The organism is Pseudomonas sp. HMWF021 (genome assembly GCF_003061005.1).
Lineage (GTDB): Bacteria > Pseudomonadota > Gammaproteobacteria > Pseudomonadales > Pseudomonadaceae > Aquipseudomonas.
Window position 1 is genome coordinate 315 of sequence record NZ_QAIK01000186.1, and the last position, 25100, is coordinate 25414.

General features: G+C 59.7%; 21 protein-coding genes. 18 read left to right on the top strand and 3 right to left on the bottom strand.

The window, feature by feature from the left end:
- On the top strand, positions 1-847 hold an 847-nt coding region (locus tag DBR18_RS27005), incomplete at its 5' end, for a cation:proton antiporter (RefSeq protein WP_256589009.1).
- A gap of 48 nt (positions 848-895) precedes the next feature.
- Here the strand turns inward: DBR18_RS27005 and dapC are convergent.
- From dapC to map, 3 genes are all read right to left on the bottom strand, one after another.
- Entirely contained in the window at positions 896-2095 is a 1200-nt protein-coding gene (gene dapC / locus DBR18_RS27010; RefSeq protein WP_108592633.1) for a succinyldiaminopimelate transaminase, read from the bottom strand.
- A 114-nt stretch (positions 2096-2209) separates the two neighbouring features.
- On the bottom strand, positions 2210-4912 hold the full coding sequence (locus DBR18_RS27015; protein WP_108592634.1) for a [protein-PII] uridylyltransferase: 2703 nt from the start codon (positions 4910-4912) through the stop codon (positions 2210-2212).
- A gap of 42 nt (positions 4913-4954) precedes the next feature.
- A complete protein-coding gene (gene map / locus DBR18_RS27020; RefSeq protein WP_007964271.1) occupies positions 4955-5737 on the bottom strand; it encodes a type I methionyl aminopeptidase in 783 nt (260 codons plus the stop codon).
- Positions 5738-6110: 373 nt separating this feature from the next.
- Here map and rpsB point away from each other — a divergent pair, with 373 nt between their 5' ends.
- The 17 genes from rpsB to accA form a co-directional block, all read left to right on the top strand.
- On the top strand, positions 6111-6848 hold the full coding sequence (rpsB, locus tag DBR18_RS27025) for a 30S ribosomal protein S2 (protein ID WP_003222119.1): 738 nt from the start codon (positions 6111-6113) through the stop codon (positions 6846-6848).
- Positions 6849-7052: 204 nt separating this feature from the next.
- Positions 7053-7916 carry a translation elongation factor Ts gene (tsf, locus tag DBR18_RS27030; RefSeq protein WP_025110889.1) on the top strand — a complete coding sequence of 288 codons (864 nt, stop codon included), beginning with the start codon at positions 7053-7055 and terminating at the stop codon, positions 7914-7916.
- A gap of 210 nt (positions 7917-8126) precedes the next feature.
- Positions 8127-8870, top strand: coding sequence for a UMP kinase (gene pyrH / locus DBR18_RS27035; RefSeq protein WP_011332683.1), 744 nt, complete (start codon positions 8127-8129; stop codon positions 8868-8870).
- Positions 8867-9424 (top strand): ribosome recycling factor, encoded by a 558-nt coding sequence (gene frr, locus DBR18_RS27040; protein ID WP_108592635.1) that lies wholly within the window; start codon positions 8867-8869, stop codon positions 9422-9424. The genes pyrH and frr overlap by 4 nt, the downstream gene beginning before the upstream one ends.
- Positions 9425-9438: 14 nt before the next feature.
- Positions 9439-10194: a polyprenyl diphosphate synthase gene (uppS, locus tag DBR18_RS27045; protein ID WP_003222128.1), complete on the top strand. Its 756-nt coding sequence runs from the start codon at positions 9439-9441 to the stop codon at positions 10192-10194.
- Complete coding sequence (locus DBR18_RS27050; protein WP_108592636.1) at positions 10194-11000, top strand: phosphatidate cytidylyltransferase; 807 nt, start codon at positions 10194-10196, stop codon at positions 10998-11000. The genes uppS and DBR18_RS27050 overlap by 1 nt, the downstream gene beginning before the upstream one ends.
- Positions 10997-12187 carry a 1-deoxy-D-xylulose-5-phosphate reductoisomerase gene (ispC, locus tag DBR18_RS27055; protein ID WP_108592637.1) on the top strand — a complete coding sequence of 397 codons (1191 nt, stop codon included), beginning with the start codon at positions 10997-10999 and terminating at the stop codon, positions 12185-12187. Before DBR18_RS27050 ends, ispC begins: the two co-directional genes overlap by 4 nt.
- 54 nt (positions 12188-12241) lie before the next feature.
- A complete protein-coding gene (gene rseP / locus DBR18_RS27060) occupies positions 12242-13594 on the top strand; it encodes a sigma E protease regulator RseP (protein WP_108592638.1) in 1353 nt (450 codons plus the stop codon).
- Between the two features lie 74 nt (positions 13595-13668).
- Positions 13669-16056, top strand: a complete 2388-nt coding sequence (gene bamA / locus DBR18_RS27065) for an outer membrane protein assembly factor BamA (RefSeq protein WP_108592639.1) — start codon at positions 13669-13671, stop codon at positions 16054-16056.
- Positions 16057-16101: 45 nt separating this feature from the next.
- Complete coding sequence (locus tag DBR18_RS27070) at positions 16102-16605, top strand: OmpH family outer membrane protein (protein ID WP_003222140.1); 504 nt, start codon at positions 16102-16104, stop codon at positions 16603-16605.
- Positions 16606-16608: 3 nt separating this feature from the next.
- A complete protein-coding gene (lpxD, locus tag DBR18_RS27075) occupies positions 16609-17664 on the top strand; it encodes a UDP-3-O-(3-hydroxymyristoyl)glucosamine N-acyltransferase (RefSeq protein ID WP_108592640.1) in 1056 nt (351 codons plus the stop codon).
- Between the two features lie 106 nt (positions 17665-17770).
- A complete protein-coding gene (gene fabZ, locus DBR18_RS27080; protein WP_003222142.1) occupies positions 17771-18211 on the top strand; it encodes a 3-hydroxyacyl-ACP dehydratase FabZ in 441 nt (146 codons plus the stop codon).
- A complete protein-coding gene (gene lpxA / locus DBR18_RS27085) occupies positions 18208-18984 on the top strand; it encodes an acyl-ACP--UDP-N-acetylglucosamine O-acyltransferase (RefSeq protein WP_108592641.1) in 777 nt (258 codons plus the stop codon). The genes fabZ and lpxA overlap by 4 nt, the downstream gene beginning before the upstream one ends.
- 2 nt (positions 18985-18986) lie before the next feature.
- Complete coding sequence (gene lpxB / locus DBR18_RS27090; protein WP_108592642.1) at positions 18987-20117, top strand: lipid-A-disaccharide synthase; 1131 nt, start codon at positions 18987-18989, stop codon at positions 20115-20117.
- Between the two features lie 8 nt (positions 20118-20125).
- A complete protein-coding gene (gene rnhB, locus DBR18_RS27095) occupies positions 20126-20752 on the top strand; it encodes a ribonuclease HII (protein WP_108592643.1) in 627 nt (208 codons plus the stop codon).
- Positions 20753-20828: 76 nt separating this feature from the next.
- Entirely contained in the window at positions 20829-24350 is a 3522-nt protein-coding gene (gene dnaE, locus DBR18_RS27100) for a DNA polymerase III subunit alpha (protein WP_108592644.1), read from the top strand.
- 139 nt (positions 24351-24489) lie between these two features.
- Positions 24490-25100, top strand: a 611-nt coding sequence (gene accA, locus DBR18_RS27105) for an acetyl-CoA carboxylase carboxyl transferase subunit alpha (protein WP_256589012.1), incomplete at its 3' end; no start/stop codon positions are given.

Consider the following 25100-nt stretch of genomic DNA (forward strand, 5'->3'; position numbering starts at 1 on the left):
CCGCCTGCTCAATCGCAGTGTCTGGTCGCTGCTGGAGTTTGCCTTCAACGGTCTGATTTTTCTGCTGTTGGGCCTGCAATTGCCGGACATCATCAAAGCCGTGGTCAGCCACGAGCCGACACTGTGGCCGACGCTGCTGTACCGCGGCCTCGACGTGGTGGCGATTTTCCTCGCGCTGGTGCTGTTGCGCTTTATCTGGGTGCAAAGCATATGGCGTTTGTCGGTGCTGCTGCGACGGCTGCGTGGCAAGGGCGACCTGACGCAAGTGCCAACCGCCCGATCCTGCTGGCTGTTGACCGTTGGCGGGGTGCGCGGGGCGGTGACACTGGCCGGTGTGATGTCGGTGCCGATGTTGATGGGCAGTGAAGCGTTCCCCGAGCGTGATCTGCTGATCTTCATCGCCGCCGGGGTGATTCTGCTGTCGCTGATCTGCGCCTGCATTGCCTTGCCGTTGCTGCTGCGTGGCATCGAGAAAAGCCCGGACGACAAGCGTCGCCAGGAAGTGCGCGATGCCTGGCGCAAGACCGCCGAAGCGGCGATCCATGCGCTGGAAACCGAAGAGGTCGCGCCGCAGGATGCCGCCCAAGCCGCGCTGTCGGCGGAACTCAAGGCGCGGATCATGTCCGAATACCGGCATCAACTGGAGGTGTTCAATGATTCGGCTGAAGCCCAGGCGCTGGCGTTCCAGATGGATCTGCTGGAACGCCGTCTGCGTTTGAAGGCGCTGCGGGCGCAGCGTCTGGAGTTGTACAGCCTCAGCCGCCATCACCAGATCGGTGATGACGTATTGCGTGAGGTGTTGGGTGAGCTGGATTTGAGCGAGGCGAATCTGGGGCAGGTCAAGTAAGCCTTGCTTGGGACTCGCTCCGGAACGACCGGCGCGAATCTTCAACTGTTACTGGCGACGAGTAATGAAGTCACGAATCCGTTCTGCGGCTTCGACACATTCGGCCAGCGGCGCAACCAGCGCCATGCGCACACGACCGGCGCCTGGATTGATGCCCTCCACATCGCGGGACAGGTACGAACCGGGCACTACGGTTACGTGTTCCTGCTCGAACAGGTCGCGGCAGAACGCGGCATCGTCGCCGGCCACATTCGGCCACAGGTAGAAACTGCCATCCGGGCGCTGCACGTCCAGCACCGGGCTGAGGATTTCCAGCACCGCGTCGAACTTCTCGCGATACAGCGCACGGTTGGCACGCACATGCACTTCGTCATTCCACGCCGCCACGCTGGCCAGTTGGGTTTGTACCGGCATCGCACAGCCGTGATAGGTGCGGTACAGCAGGAAGCCCTTGAGGACATCGGCGTCACCGGCGACGAACCCGGAGCGCAGCCCCGGCAGGTTCGAACGCTTGGACAGGCTGTGGAACACCACGCATCGCTTGAAGTCCTTGCGGCCCAATTCGACGCAGGCGCTGAGCAGGCCCGGCGGCGGGGTCTGTTCGTCGAAGTACAGTTCGCTGTAGCACTCGTCGGCGGCGATAACGAAGTCGTATTCGTCGGCCAGAGCGATGAGTTTTTTCAGCACATCGACAGGAATCAGCGCGCCGGTTGGGTTGCCTGGGGAGCACAGAAACAGGATCTGGCAGCGTTTCCAGATATCTGGCGTCACGGCGTCGAAATCCGGGTTGAAGCCGTTTTCGTCCAGGCACGGCAGGTAGTGCGGCTTGGCGCCGGCGAGGAAGGCTGCGCCTTCGTAGATCTGATAGAACGGGTTCGGGCTGACCACCAGTGCGTCGTCGCCACGGTTGACCACGGTCTGGGTGAAGGCGAACAGCGCTTCGCGAGTGCCGTTGACCGGCAGCACATTGCGCGCCGGATCGATCCAGCCGCTCGGTACACCAAAGCGACGTTCGCACCAGCCGGCGATGGCTTCACGCAGGGCCGGGATGCCCAGGGTGGTCGGGTACACCGCCATCTGATCCAGGCTGTTCGCCAGCGCTTCGGCGACAAAGCTCGGCGAGCGGTGTTTCGGCTCGCCGATCGACAGGGCGATCGGGCGTTTGTCCGGGTTCGGCGTGACCGTGCCCAGCAAGGCGCGGAGCTTCTCGAACGGGTAGGGCTGGAGCTGGTTCAGAGCGTTGTTCATGAGGGCCTCGTTCAATGTAGGAGCTGCCGCAGGCTGCGATCTTTTGATCTGGATCTTAAAAAGCAGATCAAAAGATCGCAGCCTGCGGCAGCTCCTACAGGGGATGGGTTTGGTTCAGATACTGATACGCGAAAGCTTGATATCCGGTTCCTGATTGACGCTCAGTTGCTCGACGATTGCATCCTGCAAGCGGCTGCACAGCAGCGGGTCGGAGAGCGGCTGGTTGTGGGCGTCGGTGATGAAGAACACGTCTTCCACGCGCTCGCCCAAGGTCGCAATCTTGGCGTTCTGCAGCGACAGGTCGAATTCGAGGAAGATCCCGCCGATGCGTGCCAGCAACCCAGGGCGATCCGGGGCCGTGAGCTCCAGCACCGTCACCGGACGCTGGGCATCGTTGTGGATCGTCACCTGCGGCGCAAAGGCGAAGTGCTTGAGCTGGCGCGGCACCCGACGCTGGATGATCGTCGGGTAATCATCGGGGTTGCGCAGCGCTTCGGTCAGGCCGTCGCGGATCTGTTTGATCCGGGTCGGGTTGTCGCCGATGGATTCGCCGTCGTTGTCGAGCACGATGTAGGTGTCGAGGGTGAACTGGCTGCTCGAAGTGATGACCCGGGCGTCATGAATGTTCAGGTTCAACTGGTCCATCGCGGCCACGGTCACGGCGAAGAAGTCGTGCTGGTCCGGGGCATAAATGAAGATCTGCGTGCCGCCCTCGAACTCGCGCTGGGTGGTTTCCTTGATCAGCACCAGCGGACCGCCATCGGCCGGCTGCTGCAGGATCGCGTCACTGTGCCAGGCGACGTCGCCGGCGGTGTGACGCAGGAAATAGTCATCGCCCAACTGCGCCCACAACTGCTCGACGTCGTCCGGGTCAGTACCGCCGCGCACCAGGATGTCCAGTGCCGCGCTCTGGGTCTGGCGGATCTGCTCTTCGCGATCCACCGGGTTTTCCAGGCCTCGGCGCAGGGCGCGCTTGGTCTCGGTGTAGAGCTGGCGCAACAGGCTGGCGCGCCATGAGTTCCACAGGGTCGGGTTGGTCGCGTTGATGTCGGCCACGGTCAGCACGTACAGGTAGTCCAGGCGGGTTTCGTCGCCGACGATCTGGGCGAAATCGTGGATCACCTGCGGATCGGACAGGTCCTTGCGTTGCGCCGTGGTCGACATCACCAGATGGTTCTGCACCAGCCAGACAATCAGGCGGCTGTCCCAGGTTGGCAGTTGATGGCGCTGGCAGAACGCTTCGGCATCCACCGCGCCGATGTCCGAGTGATCGCCATGCCGGCCTTTGCCGATGTCGTGGTACAGACCGGCCATGTAGATGAGTTCAGGCTTGGGCAGTTTGGCCATGAGCTTGGCGGCCAGCGGGAATTTTTCCGACACCTGGGTGTACTGCAACTTACGCAGGTGTTTGATCAGGTTCAGGGTGTGCGCATCGACCGTGTAGATGTGGAACAGGTCATGCTGCATCTGCCCGACGATGAAACCGAACTCCGGCAGATAGCGTCCGAGGATGCCGTAGCGGTTCATCCGCCGCAGGTTGCGGTGGATGCCGATCTTGCACTTGAACAGCTCGATGAACAGGCTGGTGTTGCGGATATCGTTGCGGAAGTTGTCGTCGATCAGGTGACGGTTCTCGCGCAGCAGACGAATGGTATCGGCGCGCACGCCTTTGATTTCCGGCTGCTGGGCCATCAGCACGAAGATCTCGAGCATGGCGAACGGCGTACGGTGAAACACGTTGTCGTTGCGCGCCTCGATGTAGCCATCGTGCAGCTGGAAGCGCGAGTTGATCGGCTGTGGCGGCGCCTCGTCTTCCGGGGCGAGGATGACTTCCTCGAAGTGCTGGATGATCAGGTCACTGAGCTGGGCGATGCTCATCACCACGCGGAAATACTGCTGCATGAAGTTTTCGACGGCCTGCTTGGCGTCGTCCCCTTCAAAACCGAGCAGGCCGGCGATGGTGCGTTGATGGTCGAATAGCAGGCGATCTTCGGAGCGCCCGGCGAGCATGTGCAGGGCGTAGCGCACTTTCCACAGAAATTCCTGGGAGGAGGCCAGCAGCGCGTTTTCGCTCTCGACCAGAAAACCTTCGCCGGCCAGAGCGCGCAGGTTCAGGGTGCCGTACTGACGCCGGGCCACCCACAGAATCGTCTGGATATCCCGCAGGCCGCCGGGCGAGCCTTTGACGTTGGGTTCCAGGTTGTATTCGGTGTCGTTGTACTTGTGGTGACGGGCCTTTTGCTCGGCGCGTTTGGCCAGGAAAAACTCCTTGGCCGGCCACATATGTTCTGTGCTGGTGACATCGAGCATTCGCTGGCGCAGGCGCTCGGGGCCGCAGATGGTGCGGCTTTCCATCAGGTTGGTGACCACGGTCAAGTCGGCGCGGGCCTCTTCGGCGCATTCGTCGACCGAGCGTACGCTCTGACCGACTTCCAGGCCGATGTCCCACAGCAGCGTCAGAAAACGCTCGATGGAATCGCGGAAGACTTCGTGGTCGGCGCTGTCCAGCAGGATCAGCAGGTCGATGTCGGAATAGGGGTGCAACTCACCCCGGCCGTAGCCGCCGACCGCGACCAGCGCGATATCGGCGTCTTCGCTCCAGTTGAACTGCTCCCAGGCCTTTTGCAGGATGTTGTCGACGAACCAGGCACGGTCTTCGATCAGCCGGCGGATGTCGCGGCCGCTGCGAAAACGAGTGTCGAGGACCTCGCGAGCCTGGCGGATCGCCTTTTTGAACGCCGCGATAGGACTCGCTTTCAGGGCCAGTTCAGCCTGGAACTGGCCGCGGTCGAAGAGTTCGGGATCCACCTGCGGCATCGATTGGCTTTCCTTCTATAAAGGCTGGGAGCGTTCTTGGGATCAGGCCGAGACGCGTGGGATGGTGTCGTCGGCGCGCAGGGTGAAGATCTCGTAGCCGGTATCGGTCACCAGCAGGGTGTGTTCCCACTGCGCCGAGAGCTTGCGGTCCTTGGTGATCGCAGTCCAGCCGTCGCCCAGCACCTTGGTGTCGGCCTTGCCCTGGTTGATCATCGGTTCGATGGTGAAGGTCATGCCGGCCTTCAGTTCCATGCCGGTGCCGGCGCGGCCGTAGTGCAGGATCTGCGGTTCTTCGTGGAACACCTTGCCGATGCCGTGGCCGCAGAACTCGCGAACCACCGAGAAGCCGTTCTTTTCCGCATGCTTCTGGATGATTTCACCGATGTCGCCGAGGCGGCAGCCGGGTTTGACGATCTCGATCGCCTTGTACATGCATTCCTGGGTGACCTGCGACAGGCGTTCGGCCCAGACCGGCACTTCGCCGACGTGGAACATGCGGCTGGTGTCGCCGTGGTAGCCATCCTTGATCACGGTGACGTCGATGTTCAGGGTGTCGCCGTTTTTCAGCGGCTTGTCATTCGGGATGCCGTGGCAGACCACGTGGTTGATCGAGGTGCAGATCGATTTCGGGTAGCCCTTGTAGTTGAGCGGGGCAGGGATGGCCTGCTGCACGTTGACGATGTAGTCGTGGCAGATCTGGTTCAGTTGATCGGTGGTGACGCCCGGTTTGACATGTTCGGCAATCATTTCCAGCACATCGGCGGCCAGTTTGCCGGCGACACGCATGCCAGCGATGTCCTCGGGAGTTTTGAGGTTGACGGTCATACAGGCTCTCTCTGCGCTCGGCGGCGCTTGCTGATACGGATAGGGTGGCAGGCGTTGGATTTGCGACCCTGAAAAACGCGATTCTACCAGACGAAAGGAGCAAATCCGCGCCTGCGTTCATCGCGTCTGTCTATACAATGGTGCGCCTGAGGGCGATTCCAAGGGGGCTGCGTCCATGTCCTTGGTGCGATTGCAGATTCCGGGTTCCGTTTCTGCGCACCCTGTGGTATAAAATGCGCCGCTTTCCGGGGATACCCCGAAAAGCTTAAATCCACACACGTGTCGACACGATGACCTGGGTGCTTTTGGCTTTATGCCACTGGTTGGTCATTGGGATACGTGGAGGCCAAACCCGACTTATTAAGGAACTATCATGTCCCAAGTCAACATGCGCGATATGCTGAAGGCCGGTGTGCACTTCGGTCACCAAACCCGTTACTGGAATCCGAAAATGGGCAAGTACATTTTCGGCGCGCGTAACAAGATTCACATCATCAACCTTGAAAAAACCCTGCCAATGTTCAACGAAGCTCTGACTTTCGTAGAGCGTCTGGCCCAGGGCAAAAACAAGATTCTGTTCGTCGGCACCAAGCGTTCCGCTGGCAAGATCGTTGCTGAAGAAGCAGCACGTTGCGGTTCGCCGTACGTCGATCACCGCTGGTTGGGCGGCATGCTGACCAACTTCAAAACCATTCGTGCTTCCATCAAGCGTCTGCGTGACCTTGAAGTTCAAGCCGAAGACGGTACTTTCGCCAAGCTGACCAAGAAAGAAGCGCTGATGCGCTCCCGTGACCTGGAAAAGCTGGATCGCTCCCTGGGCGGCATCAAGGACATGGGCGGTCTGCCAGACGCACTGTTCGTGATCGACGTTGACCACGAGCGCATCGCGATCACCGAAGCCAACAAGCTGGGCATCCCGGTTATCGGCGTTGTCGATACCAACAGCAGCCCGGAAGGCGTTGACTACATCATCCCAGGCAACGATGACGCAATCCGCGCTATCCAGCTGTACATGGGTTCGATGGCTGACGCAGTGATCCGTGGTCGCAACAATGTTGCTGGCGGCACTGTTGAATTCGCAGCTGAAGAAACTCAGGCTGCAGCTGAGTAATCGACGCCCTGGCGTTGACTCAGTAAGCAAAAAGGGGGCTTGGCCCCCTTTTTGCCACCTCGAAAACCGTTTGTCGGCGCCCACTTGTGGCGGCGCTCCTCCTGCATCTGTAACGTGCAGCGGTTACAACGGTTGTTCGGGAAGAATTGAACGCCCGTTCGGTCGGGTGGAATGGTTGAAAACCTATCCAAGAGGAATTTGAAAATGGCAGCAATTACTGCAGCGTTGGTTAAAGAACTGCGCGAGCGTACCGGCGAAGGCATGATGGACTGCAAGAAAGCCCTGGAAAAGGCTGACGGCGACATCGAAAAAGCCATTGATGACATGCGTGCTTCGGGCGCGATCAAGGCTGCTAAAAAGGCTGGCAACGTTGCCGCTGAAGGCGCAATCGCAATCAAGGACGACGGTAAGGCTGCCGTTATCCTGGAAGTGAACTCGCAGACCGACTTCCTGGCCCTGCAAGACGACTTCAAAAACTTTGTTGCTGCCAGCGTTGAAAAAGCTTTCGCTGACAAGCTGACCGACGCTGCTCCGCTGATCGCTGCTCAAGAAGCCGCTCGCGAAGCACTGGTTGCCAAAGTAGGCGAGAACGTCAACATCCGTCGTCTGACCCGTATCGAAGGTGACGTTGTAGGTTCGTACCTGCACGGCAACAAGATCGGTGTTGTTGTGGCTCTGAAAGGCGGTGACGTCGAGCTGGCCAAAGACATCGCGATGCACGTTGCTGCAAGCAACCCTGAGTTCCTGCTGCCTTCGCAAGTTTCGGCTGAAGCGATCGAGCGTGAAAAAGCTGTTTTCCTGCAGCTGAACGAAGAAAAAATCAAAGGCAAGCCAGAAAACATTGTTGAGAACATGGTCAAAGGCCGTATCAGCAAGTTCCTGGCAGAAGCGAGCCTGGTTGAGCAGGCGTTCGTCAAGAACCCTGAAATCAAGGTTGGCGAGCTGGCCAAGAAAGGCGGCGCAGAAATCGTTTCCTTCACCTACTTCAAAGTAGGCGAAGGCATCGAGAAGCCGGTCGACAACTTCGCTGAAGAAGTTGCTGCCCAGCTGGCTGCCGCCAAGCAATAAGACGGTTTTTCAACTGTCGCCCGAAAGAGGCTGCCCGCTCACGCGCGCAGCCTCTTTTCAGATGGGGTTACCAATTTTTAATTGGTTTGCACCTGGAACTGACTTACAAAGCCATGTTCCGATGGCGCTGAAGCAGCGCCAAGCTAGAGTGAACGCCAGCTGTAAACAGCTCGCAAAGAATTTTTAAATACGCCGCAGGAGAGATTCGCAATGGCTCAGCAGGGCAGTGGTTATCAGGCTCGCTATAAACGCATTCTACTCAAGCTTAGCGGCGAGGCCCTGATGGGCTCGGAAGAGTTCGGGATCGATCCAAAGGTACTGGATCGCATGGCGCTGGAAGTCGGCCAGCTGGTCGGCATCGGCGTACAGGTCGGTCTGGTGATCGGCGGTGGCAACCTGTTCCGTGGCGAGGCCTTGAGCAAGGCTGGCATGGATCGGGTGACAGGCGACCACATGGGCATGCTGGCCACTGTGATGAACGCCCTGGCCATGCGCGATGCGCTGGAACGTGCCAATATCTCGGCCATCGTGATGTCGGCCATTTCCATGGTTGGCGTGACCGATCACTATGATCGCCGCAAAGCCATGCGTCACCTGAACTCCAAAGACGTCGTGATCTTCGCAGCCGGTACCGGCAATCCGTTCTTCACCACGGATTCGGCAGCCTGCCTGCGTGCCATCGAAATCGACGCCGACGTCGTTCTGAAGGCGACCAAGGTTGATGGTGTCTACACCGCTGACCCGTTCAAGGACCCGCATGCCGAGAAGTTCGATCATCTGACTTATGATGAAGTGCTGGATCGCAAGCTGGGTGTAATGGATCTGACAGCTATTTGCCTGTGCCGCGACCATAAGATGCCGCTGCGCGTATTCAACATGAACAAGCCTGGCGCCCTGCTGAACATCGTGCATGGCGGCGCGGAAGGAACTCTGATCGAGGAAGTTCAACAATGATCAACGAAATCAAGAAAGACGCTCAAGAGCGCATGCAGAAATCCCTTGAATCCCTGAACCATGCGTTTGGTCAGATTCGTACCGGCAAGGCTCACCCGAGCATTCTGGGTAGCGTGATGGTGCCGTACTACGGCGCAGATACTTCCATTACTCAAGTGGCCAACATCACTGTAAAAGACTCCCGCACCCTGCAAGTTGTCGCTTTCGAGCGCAACATGCTGGCGGCCGTCGACAAAGCGATCCAGAGCGCCGGTCTGAACCTGAACCCCACCAACCTGGGTGAACTGCTGCTGATCTCCATGCCGGCCCTGACCGAAGAAACCCGTAAGGGCTTCACCAAGCAGGCGCGTGCAGCAGCCGAAGATGCGCGTGTTGCGGTGCGCAATATCCGTCGTGATGCGCTGGGCGAGCTGAAGAAACTGGTCAAGGATAAAGAAATCAGCGAAGACGAAGAGCGTCGTGCCACCGCTGATATCGACAAGCTGACCAAAGACTTCGAGGCCCAGATCACCAAGGCCACGGACGAGAAAGAAAAAGACCTGATGGCCGTATAAGGGTCGAGTTTTAAATGGACAAGACCAAGCAGTCTGCGCCGTCCGCGGTGCCGCGCCATGTCGCGATCATCATGGATGGCAACAATCGCTGGGCGAAAAAACGCTTTATGCCGGGTGTTGCCGGGCATAAAGCCGGCGTGGATGCTGTGCGGGCCGTCATCGAGGTGTGCGCCGAGGCCAAGGTCGAAGTGCTCACCCTGTTTGCCTTTTCCAGTGAAAACTGGCAGCGTCCGGCCGATGAGGTCAGTGCCTTGATGGATCTGTTCTTCAAGGCTCTGCGTCGTGAGGCCAAGCGCCTCAACGACAACAACATCAGCTTGCGCATCATCGGTGATCGCTCGCGCTTCCATCCTGAACTTCAGGCGGCGATGCGCGAGGCCGAAGCCATGACGGCCGGCGCCAACCGCTTCATCCTGCAGATCGCCGCCAACTACGGCGGTCAGTGGGATATTGCACAGGCAGCGCAGCGTCTGGCGCGTGAAGTCCAGGCCGGGCATCTGCGCCCGGAGGACATCACCCCGGATCTGCTGCAGACCTGCCTGGCGACCGGTGATCTGCCGCTGCCGGACCTGTGCATCCGCACCGGTGGCGAGCACCGCATCAGCAACTTCCTGCTGTGGCAACTGGCATACGCCGAGTTGTACTTCTCCGACCTGTTCTGGCCGGACTTCAAACACGAAGCCATGCGCACTGCGCTGGCCGATTTCGCTTCGCGCCAGCGTCGCTTCGGTAAAACGAGCGAACAGGTCGAAGCTGGAGCCCGGGTTTAATGCTTAAACAACGAATCATCACTGCGCTGATCCTGCTGCCGATCGCTCTGTGCGGTTTTTTCCTGCTCGAAGGGTCCGGTTTTGCGCTCTTCATCGGCTTGGTCGTGAGCCTGGGTGCCTGGGAATGGGCGCGTCTGGCCGGTTTCACCGCTCAGTCGTTCCGTGTCGGCTATGCCGTTGTCGTCGCATTGATGCTGTTTGTCATGTACGTCCTGCCGGGCCTCGCCCCTTGGGTGTTGGGTGCTTCGGTGCTGTGGTGGGCGGTGGCGACGTATCTGGTGCTGACTTATCCGCGTTCCAGTGAACACTGGTCTACGGCTGCAACCAAACTGGTGATCGGCTTGCTGATCCTGCTGCCGGCCTGGCAGGGTCTGGTGCAGATCAAGCAGTATCCGCTGGGTAACTGGCTGATCATGGCGGTGATGGTGCTGGTCTGGGGGGCCGACATCGGTGCGTACTTCTCCGGCCGTGCTTTCGGCAAGCGCAAGCTGGCGCCGCAAGTCAGTCCGGGCAAAAGCTGGGAAGGCGTTTACGGTGGTCTGGCGCTGAGTCTGGTGATTACCGCGATCGTCGGTCTGGTGCGTGACTGGACCGTTGGCGAACTGCTCAAGGGCTTGATCGGTGCTGCGTTGATCGTCTTCATTTCGGTGGTGGGCGACCTCACCGAAAGCATGTTCAAGCGTCAGTCCGGCATCAAGGACAGCAGCAACCTGCTGCCCGGTCATGGCGGTGTGCTTGATCGCATCGACAGCCTGACCGCTGCGATCCCGATTTTCGCCGTATTGCTGTGGATGGCTGCACCGTGAGCCGTCCTCAGCAGATTACCGTACTGGGGGCTACCGGCTCGATCGGTCTGAGCACCCTGGACGTCATTGCTCGGCATCCCGAGCGTTATCAGGTTTTCGCGCTGAGCGGCTTCACCCGTTTGAGCGAACTGCTGGCCTTGTGCATTCGGCATGTGCCGCAGTTTGCGGTGGTGCCGGAAGTGGCAGCGGCGCGAGGTTTGCAGGACGGCCTGCGGGCTGCCGGTCTGCCCACTCGCGTGCTGGTGGGGGAGGAGGGCCTGTGTCAGGTCGCTTCCGCGCCTGAAGTCGATGCCGTGATGGCGGCCATCGTCGGTGCCGCGGGCCTGCGCCCGACCCTGGCGGCGGTGGAGGCTGGCAAGAAGATCCTTCTGGCCAACAAAGAAGCACTGGTGATGTCCGGTGCGCTGTTCATGCAGGCCGTGCACAAGAGTGGTTCGGTATTGTTGCCGATCGACAGTGAGCACAATGCGATCTTCCAGTGCATGCCGCAGGATTTTGCCCGTGGGCTGGATAAGGTTGGCGTACGACGGATTTTGCTCACGGCGTCGGGCGGTCCTTTCCGCCAGACACCGATGAGCGAGTTGGCGCATGTCTCGCCTGATCAGGCGTGTGCGCACCCGAACTGGTCCATGGGGCGCAAGATCTCGGTGGATTCGGCCAGCATGATGAACAAGGGCCTGGAGTTGATCGAGGCTTGCTGGCTGTTCGACGCCAAGCCTTCGCAGGTCGAGGTGGTGATCCATCCGCAGAGTGTGATTCACTCGCTGGTCGATTACGTGGATGGCTCGGTACTGGCGCAGTTGGGCAATCCTGACATGCGCACGCCGATTGCCAACGCATTGGCCTGGCCTGAGCGGATCGACTCGGGAGTGGCGCCGCTGGACCTGTTTGCCATTGCACGTCTTGATTTCGAGGCGCCGGACGAGCAGCGCTTCCCTTGTCTGCGCCTGGCGCGACAAGCGGCGCAGGCCGGCAACAGCGCTCCGGCGATGCTCAACGCGGCCAATGAAATAGCGGTCGCGGCGTTTCTCGACGGACGTGTGGGTTATCTGGAAATCGCGAGTATCATCGAGGATGTGTTGAATCTCGAGCCTGTGGTTGCGCTGGATGATCTGGATGCGGTGTTTACCGCAGACGCGAAAGCGCGGATTCTGGCCGAACAATGGCTGAGTCGTCACGGCCGATAGTTGTTGCACCACCATGGCGTCACGCGGCACTGAACAGGAATGCGGAGAAAGTAGATGAGCGCGCTCTATATGATTGCCGGCACCCTGATCGCTTTGGGTGTGCTGGTCACCTTTCACGAATTCGGCCATTTCTGGGTCGCGCGTCGCTGTGGCGTCAAGGTTCTGCGTTTTTCCGTGGGCTTCGGCATGCCGTTGTTGCGCTGGCACGACAAGCAGGGCACCGAGTTTGTCGTCGCCGCGATTCCGCTGGGCGGCTACGTCAAGATGCTCGATGAGCGTGAGGGCGAAGTCCCGGCCGATCAGCTTCATCAATCCTTCAATCGCAAATCGGTTCGCCAGCGTATCGCTATCGTCGCGGCCGGGCCGATTGCCAACTTCCTGCTGGCCCTGGTGTTTTTCTGGGTGTTGGCGATGCTTGGCAGCGAACAGATTCGTCCCGTCATCGGCGCTGTCGAGTCCGGGAGTATTGCGGCCAGGGCCGGTTTGAATGCCGGTCAGGAAATCGTCGCCATCGATGGCGAGCCGACTTCCGGCTGGGCGGCCGTCAACTTGCAGTTGGTCCGTCGTCTTGGCGAAAGCGGTTCTCTGCAATTGCTCGTGCGCGAGCAGGGCTCCACGGCAGATACGCCTCGCGTGCTGGCGCTGGATCACTGGCTCAAAGGCGCGGATGAACCCGATCCGATTCGCTCGCTGGGTATTCGCCCATGGCGTCCGGCCTTGCCGCCAGTGCTGGCCGAGTTCGATCCAAAAGGTCCGGCGCAGGCCGCTGGTCTGAAAACCGGCGACCGTCTCCTGTCGCTCGATGGCCAGGCCCTCGGTGACTGGCAGCAAGTGGTGGATACCGTTCGTACGCGTCCTGATACCAAAATCTTGCTGCGCGTCGAGCGCGACGGTGCTCAAATCGACGTCCCGGTGACCCTGGCGGCACGCGGCGAGAGCAAGGCGCCGAGCGGTTATCTGGGGGCTGGTGTGAAAGCTGTGGACTGGCCGCCGGAAATGATCCGCGAGGTCAGTTATGGCCCGTTGGCCGCGATTGGCGAGGGTGCCCGTCGCACCTGGACCATGAGCATTCTGACGCTGGACTCATTGAAGAAAATGCTGTTCGGCGAGCTCTCGGTAAAAAACTTGAGTGGACCGATAACCATTGCTAAAGTGGCGGGCGCTTCTGCCCAGTCGGGCGTTGCTGATTTCCTGAATTTCCTTGCTTATCTGAGTATTAGCCTGGGGGTTCTGAATTTGCTGCCCATCCCTGTACTGGATGGGGGGCATTTGTTGTTTTATCTGATTGAGTGGGTGCGTGGTCGCCCCTTGTCGGATCGGGTGCAAGGTTGGGGGGTGCAGATCGGTATCAGTTTGGTGGTCGGAGTGATGTTGCTTGCTCTGGTCAATGATCTGGGTCGACTGTAAAGCTTCGCTGAATTGCGAATCTGCCGCATTTTGCGGCAGTTTGTTTATTGCCAGTTGGAATAAGAAAGGACTTCATGAAACGTCTGCTGCTAACTGCGGTTCTCACCGTATTGATGATCGCCGAAGTTCACGCCGAGTCCTTCACTATCTCTGATATTCGCGTCAATGGCCTCCAGCGGGTCTCCGCGGGTAGCGTCTTTGGTGCCTTGCCGTTGAACGTCGGCGAGCAGGCGGATGATCGTCGCCTGGTGGAATCCACTCGTGCGTTGTTCAAAACCGGTTTCTTTCAAGATATCCAGCTGGGCCGCGAAGGCAACGTTCTGGTGATCACGGTCGTCGAACGTCCGTCGGTGGCCAGTATCGAGATCGAAGGCAACAAGGCGATCTCCACCGAAGACCTGATGAAGGGCCTCAAGCAGTCCGGTCTGTCCGAGGGTGAAATCTTCCAGCGCGCCACCCTCGAAGGTGTGCGTAACGAGCTGCAACGCCAGTACGTTGCCCAGGGCCGTTACTCGGCGACCGTCGATACCGAAGTGGTCTCGCAGCCGCGCAACCGCGTCGCGCTGAAAGTGAAGATCAACGAAGGCACCGTGGCTGCGATCCAGCACATCAACGTGGTGGGTAACACGGTTTTCCCTGATGACGATCTGATCGACCTGTTCGAACTGAAAACCACCAACTGGCTGTCGTTCTTCAAGAACGATGACAAGTACGCCCGTGAAAAGCTGTCCGGTGACCTGGAGCGTCTGCGCTCCTACTACCTGGACCGTGGTTACATCAACATGGATATCGCTTCGACCCAGGTGTCCATCACCCCGGACAAGAAGCACGTCTACATCACCGTCAACATCACCGAAGGCGAGAAGTACACCGTTCGTGACGTCAAGCTCAGCGGTGATCTGAAAGTGCCGGAAGACCAGGTCAAGTCCCTGTTGCTGGTGCAGAAAGGCCAGGTGTTCTCGCGCAAGCTGATGACCACCACCTCCGAACTGATCACCCGCCGTCTGGGTAACGAGGGTTACACCTTCGCCAACGTCAACGGCGTTCCTCAGCCGCATGACGACGATCACACCGTGGACATTCTGTTCGCCGTCGATCCGGGCAAGCGCGCCTACGTCAACCGCATCAACTTCCGTGGCAACACCAAGTCCGAAGACGAAGTGCTGCGTCGTGAAATGCGTCAGATGGAAGGTGGCTGGGCTTCGACCTACCTGATCGACCAGTCCAAGACCCGTCTTGAGCGTTTGGGCTTCTTTAAAGAAGTGAACGTCGAGACTCCGGCCGTTCCGGGTGTCGATGACCAGGTTGACGTGAACTATGCCGTAGAAGAGCAGGCTTCCGGTTCGATCACCGCCAGCGTCGGTTTCGCCCAGAGCGCCGGCCTGATCCTCGGTGGTTCGATCACCCAGAACAACTTCCTGGGTACGGGTAACCGTGTAAGCGTGGGCCTGACCCGCAGCGAATATCAGAGCCGCTACAACTTCGGCTACGTTGACCCCTACTGGACCGCCGATGGCGTGAGCCTGGGTTACAACGCGTTCTATCGCACCACCGACTACAAAGACCTCGACGTCGACGTAGCGAGCTATGCGGTAGACAGCCTGGGTGCCGGCGTCAACGTTGGCTACCCGATCAGCGAGACTTCGCGTCTGACCTTCGGTCTGTCCGCTCAACAGGACAAGATCAAGACCGGTCAGTACACCGTTGACGAAATCTTCGACTTCGTTAACAAGGAAGGCGACAACTACCTGAACTTCAAGGCTTCGGCCGGCTGGTCCGAGTCGACCCTGAACAAGGGCGTACTGCCTACCCGTGGTCGTTCCCAGAGCCTGACGCTGGAAACCACGATTCCAGGCAGCGACCTGTCGTTCTACAAACTCGACTACCGTGGTCAGTTGTTCCAGCCTATTACCGAGAACTACACCCTGCGTCTGCACACCGAGCTGGGTTATGGCGACGGTTATGGTTCGACCGATGGCTTGCCGTTCTATGAAAACTACTATGCTGGTGGTTTCAACTCGGTTCGCGGCTTCAAGGACAGTACTCTGGGCCCTCGCAGTACCCCGAGCCGTGGTCAGTCGGTCACCGGTAATGCCGGTACCATTGCCGACCCGGATCAGGATCCGCTGCCGTTCGGTGGCAACGTATTGATCCAGGGTGGTGTCGAGGTCCTGTTCCCGCTGCCGTTCGTCAAAGATCAGCGCTCCTTGCGTACCTCGGTATTCTGGGACGTCGGTAACGTGTTTGATTCGACCTGCAAGTCGACCACCAATGCTGACGGTACTAAAGCCAACACTCAGTGCAACGACATCAGCCTGAGCAACATGGCCAGTTCCGTCGGTGTAGGCGTGACCTGGGTAACCGCACTGGGGCCTTTGAGCTTCGCGTTGGCTACACCGATCAAAAAACCGGATAACGCTGAAACTCAAGTGTTCCAATTCTCCCTCGGCCAGACGTTCTAAGCGTCTGACCCAAGACAACGACAATGGATTTTGTAGGAGTGCATCGTGCGTAAGTTGACTCAATTGGTTCTCCTGGCCTCCGTACTGGTGGCAGGCCCGGCGTTCGCCGACATGAAAATCGCCGTTCTGAATTATCAGATGGCGCTGCTGGAATCCGATGCGGCCAAGAAATACGCCGTGGATGCCGAGAAGAAGTTCGGTCCGCAACTGACCAAGCTCAAGACGCTGGAAAGCAGCGCCAAGGGCATTCAGGATCGCCTGATGGCCGGTGGCGACAAGATGCAACAAGGCGAGCGTGAGCGTCTGGAGCTTGAGTTCAAGCAAAAGGCTCGTGACTTCCAGTTCCAGTCCAAGGAACTGAACGAAGCCAAGGCTGTTGCCGACCGCGAAATGCTCAAGCAACTGAAGCCGAAACTGGATAGCGCAGTGGAAGAAGTCATCAAGAAAGGTGGTTTTGACCTGGTGTTCGAGCGTGGCGCAGTGATCGATGTCAAACCTCAGTACGACATCACGCGCCAGGTTATCGAGCGCATGAATCAGCTGAAGTAACCCATGACCGTGACTATCAAGCTCGGCCAGTTGGCCGAGTTCCTCGGCGCCACCCTGCGTGGCGACCCCGAGACGCAAATTACTGGGCTAGCCACCTTGCAGGAGGCTGGCCCAGCTCAGTTGAGCTTTCTGGCAAATCCTCAATATCGCAAATACCTGGCAAGTTCCCAGGCGGCTGCGCTATTGCTCAAGGAAGCCGACGCCGAGGGTTTCGCCGGTAATGCGCTGGTGGTGCCGGATCCTTACCTGGCTTACGCCCGCATCTCTCATCTGTTCGATCCCAAGCCCAAAGCCACTGCGGGTGTTCATCCCACAGCGGTCATTGCGCCGGATGCGGTGGTTGATCCAAGCGCCAGCATTGGCCCTTTCGTGGTGATCGAGGCCGGTGCGCGCATCGGCGCGCAGGTGACCCTGGGCGCACATTGCGTCATCGGTGCCCGCAGTGAAATCGGCGAGGGCGGCTGGCTCGCTCCGCGGGTTACGCTGTACCACGACGTGCGCATCGGCAAGCGTGTGGTGATCCAGTCCGGCGCCGTGCTCGGTGGTGAAGGCTTCGGCTTTGCCAACGAGAAAGGCATCTGGCAGAAGATCGCGCAGATCGGCGGCGTGACCATTGGCGACGATGTCGAGATTGGCGTGAATACTGCCATCGACCGTGGCGCGCTGGCGGACACCGTGATCGGCAACGGCGTGAAACTCGACAACCAGATCCAGATCGCGCACAACGTCCAGGTCGGTGATCACACCGCGATGGCTGCGTGTGTCGGTATCTCCGGCAGCACCAAAATCGGCAAGCATTGCATGCTCGCCGGTGGTGTTGGCCTGGTTGGGCACATCGATATTTGCGACAACGTTTTCCTCACCGGGATGACCATGGTGACCCACTCGATTACCGAGCCGGGCGCCTATTCTTCCGGCACAGCCATGCAACCGGCGGCCGAATGGCGCAAAAGCGCGGCCCGCATCCGTCAGCTCGATGACCTCGCGCGACGTTTGAAGCAGCTGGAAAAGCGCGTTGGGGAAGTGACCCCCGGCGGCAATGCTTCATCTGATGGCTGATACCATTTCCATATCAAGTGTGCACAGCCTCTAGACTGCCTCCTTGATTTGCTAGAGGAGTGCGCGTCAGTCGCGCTCCCAATCTTTACATAGGCTTCCCCCCGAAATGATGGACATCAACGAGATTCGCGAATACCTGCCTCACCGTTACCCGTTCCTGCTGGTGGACCGGGTGGTGGAACTGGACACTGAAGGCAAGCGCATTCGCGCCTACAAGAATGTCAGCATCAATGAGCCATTCTTCAATGGTCACTTTCCGGCGCATCCAATCATGCCGGGCGTGCTGATCATCGAAGCGATGGCCCAGGCTGCCGGGATCCTCGGTTTCAAAATGCTCGACGTTAAGCCGGCCGACGGCACGCTTTATTACTTCGTCGGGTCCGACAAGCTGCGCTTCCGTCAGCCGGTTCTGCCGGGTGATCAGTTGATCCTTGAAGCCAAGTTCATCAGCTGCAAGCGTCAGATCTGGAAGTTCGAATGCCAGGCTTCGGTCGACGGCAAGCCAGTCTGCTCGGCTGAAATCATCTGTGCGGAACGCAAACTATGAGTTTGATTGACCCTCGCGCAATCATCGATCCGTCGGCCGTTCTGGCTGACGGCGTCGAGGTCGGCCCGTGGTCGATCATCGGCGCAGGTGTGGAAATTGGCGAGGGTACTGTGATCGGGCCACATGTGGTCCTCAAAGGCCCGACCCGCATCGGCAAGCACAATCGCATCTACCAGTTTTCCTCGGTAGGCGAAGACACGCCCGATCTGAAGTACAAGGGTGAAGAAACCCGTCTGGTGATCGGTGACCACAACGTCATCCGCGAAGGCGTGACGATTCACCGTGGCACTGTGCAGGACCGTTCGGAAACCACGCTGGGTGATCACAACCTGATCATGGCCTACGCCCACATCGGGCATGACAGCGTCATCGGCAACCACTGCATTCTGGTCAACAACACCGCGTTGGCCGGGCATGTACATGTCGACGACTGGGCGATCCTCTCCGGTTTTACCCTGGTGCATCAGTACTGCCACATCGGCGCGCACAGCTTTTCCGGTATGGGCACCGCGATCGGCAAGGACGTTCCGGCGTTCGTCACCGTTTTCGGTAATCCGGCCGAAGCGCGCAGCATGAACTTCGAAGGCATGCGCCGTCGCGGTTTCAGCGAAGACGCGATTCATGCACTGCGCCGCGCCTATAAAACGGTGTATCGCCAGGGTCTGACGGTGGAGCAGGCGCTGGCAGAACTGGTCGAGCCATCTGCACAGTTCCCGGAGGTCGCGGTGTTTCGTGACTCGATCCAGTCTTCGACTCGCGGCATCACCCGCTGATCATGGCTAATCTGCGTATTGCGCTGGTAGCGGGCGAAGCTTCTGGCGACATTCTGGGCGCCGGACTGATGCGCGCCCTCAAGGCGCAACATCCGGCAGTCGAGTTCATCGGCGTCGGCGGGCCGTTGATGCAGGCCGAGGGGCTGACGTCCTACTTCCCCATGGAGCGTCTGTCGGTCATGGGCCTGGTGGAGGTGCTCGGGCGCTTGCGCGAGTTGCTCAAGCGCCGCAAGGAACTGATCGCCACGTTGATTGCCGAGAAACCCGATGTGTTCATCGGCATCGACGCCCCGGATTTCAACCTCAACATCGAACTCAAGCTGCGTCTGGCCGGGATCAAGACCGTGCACTACGTCAGCCCTTCGGTGTGGGCGTGGCGGCAGAAGCGCGTGCTGAAGATCCGCGAAGGCTGTGATCTGATGCTGACACTGCTGCCGTTCGAAGCAAAATTCTACGAAGAGAAAGGCGTGCCGGTGCGGTTTGTCGGCCACACGCTGGCCGATACCATTCCGCTGCAGGCCGATCGCGCTGCAGCGCGAGCCGAACTGGGCCTGCCCGACGGGCCGCTGGTGGCGTTGATGCCCGGCAGTCGCGGTGGTGAAGTGGGCCGCCTGGGCGCGCTGTTTCTCGATACCGCCGAGCGCCTGCGTGGCATGCATCCGGGGTTGCGCTTCGTCATACCGTGCGCGAATGCCGAGCGCCGCGCCCAGCTCGAAGAGTTGCTGGTTGGCCGTGATCTGCCGGTGACCCTGCTCGACGGCAAGTCGCATCTGGCTCTGGCGGCGTGCAACGCGGTGTTGATCGCCTCCGGCACGGCTACGCTTGAAGCGCTGCTCTACAAACGGCCGATGGTCGTTGCGTATCGCCTGGCGCCGCTGACGTTCTGGATTCTCAAACGCATGGTCAAGAGCCCGTATGTGTCGCTGCCGAACCTGCTGGCCCAGCGCCTGCTGGTGCCGGAGTTGTTGCAGGATGATGCGACTGTTGAAGCACTGGCGCAGACCCTGTCGCCGCTGATCGACGGTGGCGAAGAGCAGACCCGGGGCTTCGACGAGATCCACCGTACGTTGCGGCTGGATGCTTCCAATCAGGCGGCGGATGCCGTCCTCAACCTGATCGGGCAGAAACCATGAGCAAGACGATGCAGATGGGCCTGGATTTCACCCTGGTTGCTGAAGTCGAAGAGCTGGTGGCCGGTGTCGATGAAGTCGGTCGCGGCCCGTTGTGCGGTGCAGTGGTAACGGCGGCGGTGATCCTCGATCCGAACCGCCCGATCCTGGGCCTCAACGATTCGAAGAAACTCACCGAAGCCCGGCGCGAAAAGCTCTACGACGAGATCATCGAAAAGTCCCTGAGCTGGTGCATCGCCCGCGCCGAAGTCGAGGAAATCGACGAGCTGAACATCCTGCACGCCACCATGCTCGCCATGCAGCGCGCGGTGGCCGGGCTGCACGTTCAGCCGAAACTGGCGATGATCGATGGCAACCGCTACCCGAAATTGCCGATGCGCGCCGAAGCGGTGGTGCAGGGCGACGGCAAGGTGCCGGCCATTGCTGCCGCATCGATTCTGGCCAAGGTCAGTCGCGACCGGGAAATGGCCGCATTCGAATTGATCTACCCGGGTTATGGCATCGGCGGCCATAAAGGCTACCCGACGCCCGTTCATCTGGAAGCGCTGGCACGGCTGGGGCCGACGCCGATTCATCGGCGCTCGTTCGCCCCGGTGCGTCAGGCCTACGAGGCGCTTGAAGGACTGATGCAGGTTTAGTCGCAAGGCTGATGTTTTGTTCGAGGCCCGGTACAATCCGGGCCTTGTTGTCTCTATGTAACTGGACAGGATCACTATGCCGGCTTCATTCGTTCATCTACGCCTGCACACTGAATACTCCCTGGTCGACGGGTTGGTGCGGATCAAGCCACTGGTCAAGGCGCTGACCGGCATGAACATGCCGGCGGTGGCGGTCACCGATCAGAACAACATGTGTTCCCTGGTCAAATTCTATAAAAACACCATGGGCGCCGGCATCAAGCCGATCTGCGGCGCCGACCTGTGGCTGTCGAACAAGGATCCGGACGCCCCCCTGAGCCGGATCAGCCTGTTGGTGATGAACGCCAAGGGTTATCGCAATCTCACCGAGTTGATTTCGCGCGGTTTCATCGACGGTCAGCGCAACGGCATGATCATCATCGAGCGCGAATGGGTCGCCGAGGCCAACGAAGGCCTGATCATGCTGTCCGCCGCCAAGGAAGGCGAGATCGGCATGGCACTGATCAGCGGCAACCCGGCCGAGGCCGAGGCCTTGGCGCGTGAGTGGATGGCGGTATTCCCGGATCGTTTCTATCTGGAAATCCAGCGCACCAATCGCCCTAATGATGAAGAGCAGTTGCACGGTGCGGTGGCCCTGGCCGACAAGCTCGGCGCGCCGCTGGTGGCGACCAACGATGTGCGCTTCATCAAGCAGGAAGACTTCGCTGCCCACGAAACCCGCGTGTGCATCGGTGAGGGCCGCGCCCTCGACGATCCGCGGCGTTCGAAGAATTACAGCGACCAGCAATACCTCAAAAGCGCCGAGGAAATGGCCGAGCTGTTCAGCGACATTCCCGACGCCATCGAAAACACCGTCGAGATCGCCAAGCGCTGCAACATTGAAGTCAAGCTGGGCACGCACTTCCTGCCCAACTTCCCGATTCCCGATGGCATGACCATTGACGAATATTTCCGCAAGGTGTCCTTCGAAGGTCTCGAAGAACGCCTCGCGGTGCTGCTGCCCAAGGACACCACCGAAGACTACGAAGCCAAGCGTCAGGTCTACGTCGATCGCTTGAATTTCGAGCTGGATATCATCATCCAGATGGGCTTCCCCGGTTACTTCCTGATCGTGATGGACTTTATCCAGTGGGCCAAGAACAACGGCGTGCCGGTCGGTCCTGGCCGGGGGTCGGGTGCCGGCTCGCTGGTGGCTTACGTGCAGAAAATTACTGACCTTGATCCGCTGGAATACGACCTGCTGTTCGAACGTTTCCTTAACCCGGAGCGGGTATCGATGCCCGACTTCGACGTCGACTTCTGCATGGACGGCCGTGACCGGGTGATCGACTACGTGGCCGAGAAGTACGGTCGCAACGCGGTGAGCCAGATCATCACCTTCGGTTCCATGGCCGCCAAGGCTGTGGTGCGCGACGTGGCGCGTGTGCAGGGCAAGTCCTACGGTCTGGCGGATCGTCTGTCGAAGATGATTCCGTTCGAAGTCGGCATGACCCTGGAAAAAGCCTACGAGCAGGAAGAGATCCTGCGCGACTTCATCAAGGTCGATGAAGAAGCGGCGGAAATCTGGGAGATGGCGCGCAAGCTCGAGGGCGTGGTGCGTAACGTCGGCAAGCACGCCGGTGGTGTGGTGATCGCGCCGACCAAGCTGACCGACTTCTCGCCGATCTACTGCGACGAGGCCGGTGATGGTCTGGTAACCCAGTTCGACAAGGACGACGTGGAGGCTGCCGGTCTGGTGAAGTTCGACTTCCTCGGCCTGCGCACCCTGACGATCATCGACTGGGCGCTGAAAACCATCAACCGCGACCGCGCCAAGGTCGGCGAAGAGCCGCTGGACATCGCGTTCATTCCGCTGGACGACAAACCGACGTACAACCTGCTGCAGAAAGCTGAAACCACCGCTGTGTTCCAGCTTGAATCGCGCGGCATGAAAGAGCTGATCAAAAAGCTCAAGCCCGACTGTCTGGAAGACCTGATCGCACTGGTGGCGCTGTTCCGTCCGGGCCCGCTGCAGTCCGGCATGGTGGACGACTTCATCAACCGCAAGCACGGTCGCGCCGAACTGGCGTACCCGCACTCGGACTACCAGTACGAAGGCCTCAAGCCGGTTTTGGCGCCGACCTACGGCATCATCCTGTATCAGGAACAGGTGATGCAGATCGCCCAGGTCATGGCCGGTTACACCCTCGGTGGTGCGGACATGCTGCGTCGAGCCATGGGTAAGAAAAAACCCGAAGAAATGGCCAAGCAGCGCGGCGGTTTCATTGAAGGTTGCGCGACCAACAATATCGACGCCGACCTCGCCGGTAACATCTTTGACCTGGTAGAGAAATTCGCCGGTTACGGCTTCAACAAATCCCACTCCGCCGCCTACGGCCTGGTGTCGTACCAGACTGCCTGGCTCAAGGCCCACTACCCGGCGCCATTCATGGCCGCGGTACTCTCGGCGGATATGCACAACACCGACAAGGTCGTGACCTTGATCGAGGAAGTGCGCACCATGAAGCTGCGCCTCGACGCGCCGGATGTGAACACCTCGGAGTTCAAGTTCACGGTGAACGACGACGGCCGCATTGTTTACGGCCTCGGCGCGATCAAGGGCGTCGGCGAAGGCCCGGTGGAAGCGATCACCGAAGCGCGTCAGGACGGTCCGTTCAAGGATCTGTTCGACTTCTGCGCCCGGGTTGACCTCAAGCGCATCAACAAGCGCACGCTCGACGGTCTGATCCGCAGCGGTGCGCTGGATCGCCTCGGTCCGTACTTCCATGACGAGCAAAAGGCTTATCAGGCCAACATCGACCGCAACCGAGCGGTGCTGCTGGCGGCGATGGAAGAGGCGATCAAGGCTGCCGAGCAAACTGCCCGCACCCACGACAGTGGCCACGCCGACCTGTTTGGCGGACTGTTCGTCGAGGAAGATGCCGACGTTTACGCGACGCACCGCAAGGCCAAGGAACTGACCCTCAAGGAGCGTCTCAAGGGTGAGAAAGACACCTTGGGCCTGTACCTGACCGGTCACCCGATCGACGAGTACGAAGGCGAGATTCGCCGTTTCGCCCGGCAGCGCATCATTGACCTGAAACCGGCCCGCGACACGCAAACCGTGGCCGGGATGATCATTGCCCTGCGGGTGATGAAGAACAAGAAGGGCGACAAGATGGGTTTCATCACCCTCGACGACCGCTCGGGGCGGATCGAGGCGTCGCTGTTTGCCGATGCGTTCCATTCTGCGCAGTCGCTGTTGCAGACTGACGCGATGGTGGTGGTCGAAGGCGAGGTCAGCAACGATGACTTCTCCGGCGGCCTGCGCCTGCGGGTCAAGCGGGTGATGAGCATGGAAGATGCCCGCACCAATCTGGCCGAGAGCCTGCGCCTGAAGCTGCACACTCAGGACTTGAAAGGCGATCAGCTACGCTGGTTGGGTGAACTGCTCAAGCGTCACCGCGGGGCGTGCCCGATCACCATGGAGTACACCAGCCCCGATGCGAAGACCTTGCTGCAGTTCGGCGAGACCTGGCGAATCGACCCGGCGGATGCGTTGATTCAAGCCCTGCGTGACCAGTTCGGGCGAGACAACGTCTTCCTCCAATACCGTTGACCGGCAAGTGCCATCATTGCGCTTGCCCACAACCTGAATTTTTAATCTCGACCTCAGCGCGCCTCTCCCTTAAGGTAGGGCGCGAATAGACAACCGGCCGGCCCAAGCTCACTTGGGACACGACCCAAGACGGACGCCTATGAACCCGAATTTTCTAGATTTCGAACAGCCGATCGCCGACCTGCAAGCCAAGATCGAAGAGTTGCGCTTGGTCGGTAATGACAATTCGCTGAATATCGGCGATGAGATCTCCCGCCTGCAGGACAAGAGCCGCACGCTGACCGAAGACATTTTCGGCAAGCTGACCAGCTGGCAGATCGCTCGCCTGGCGCGTCACCCGAAACGCCCGTACACCCTGGACTACATCGAGCACATCTTCACTGAGTTCGACGAACTGCACGGCGACCGTCACTTCTCCGACGACGCGGCCATTGTTGGCGGTGTAGCGCGTCTGGAAGATCAGCCAGTGATGGTCATCGGCCACCAGAAGGGCCGCGAAGTGCGCGAGAAGGTACGCCGCAACTTCGGCATGCCGCGTCCGGAAGGCTACCGCAAGGCTTGCCGTCTGATGGAAATGGCCGAGCGCTTCAAGATGCCGATCCTGACCTTCATCGACACCCCGGGTGCCTACCCTGGTATTGACGCTGAAGAGCGTAACCAGAGCGAAGCGATTGCCTGGAACCTGCGCGTGATGTCGCGCCTGAAGACCCCGATCATCGCCACCGTTATTGGTGAAGGTGGTTCCGGCGG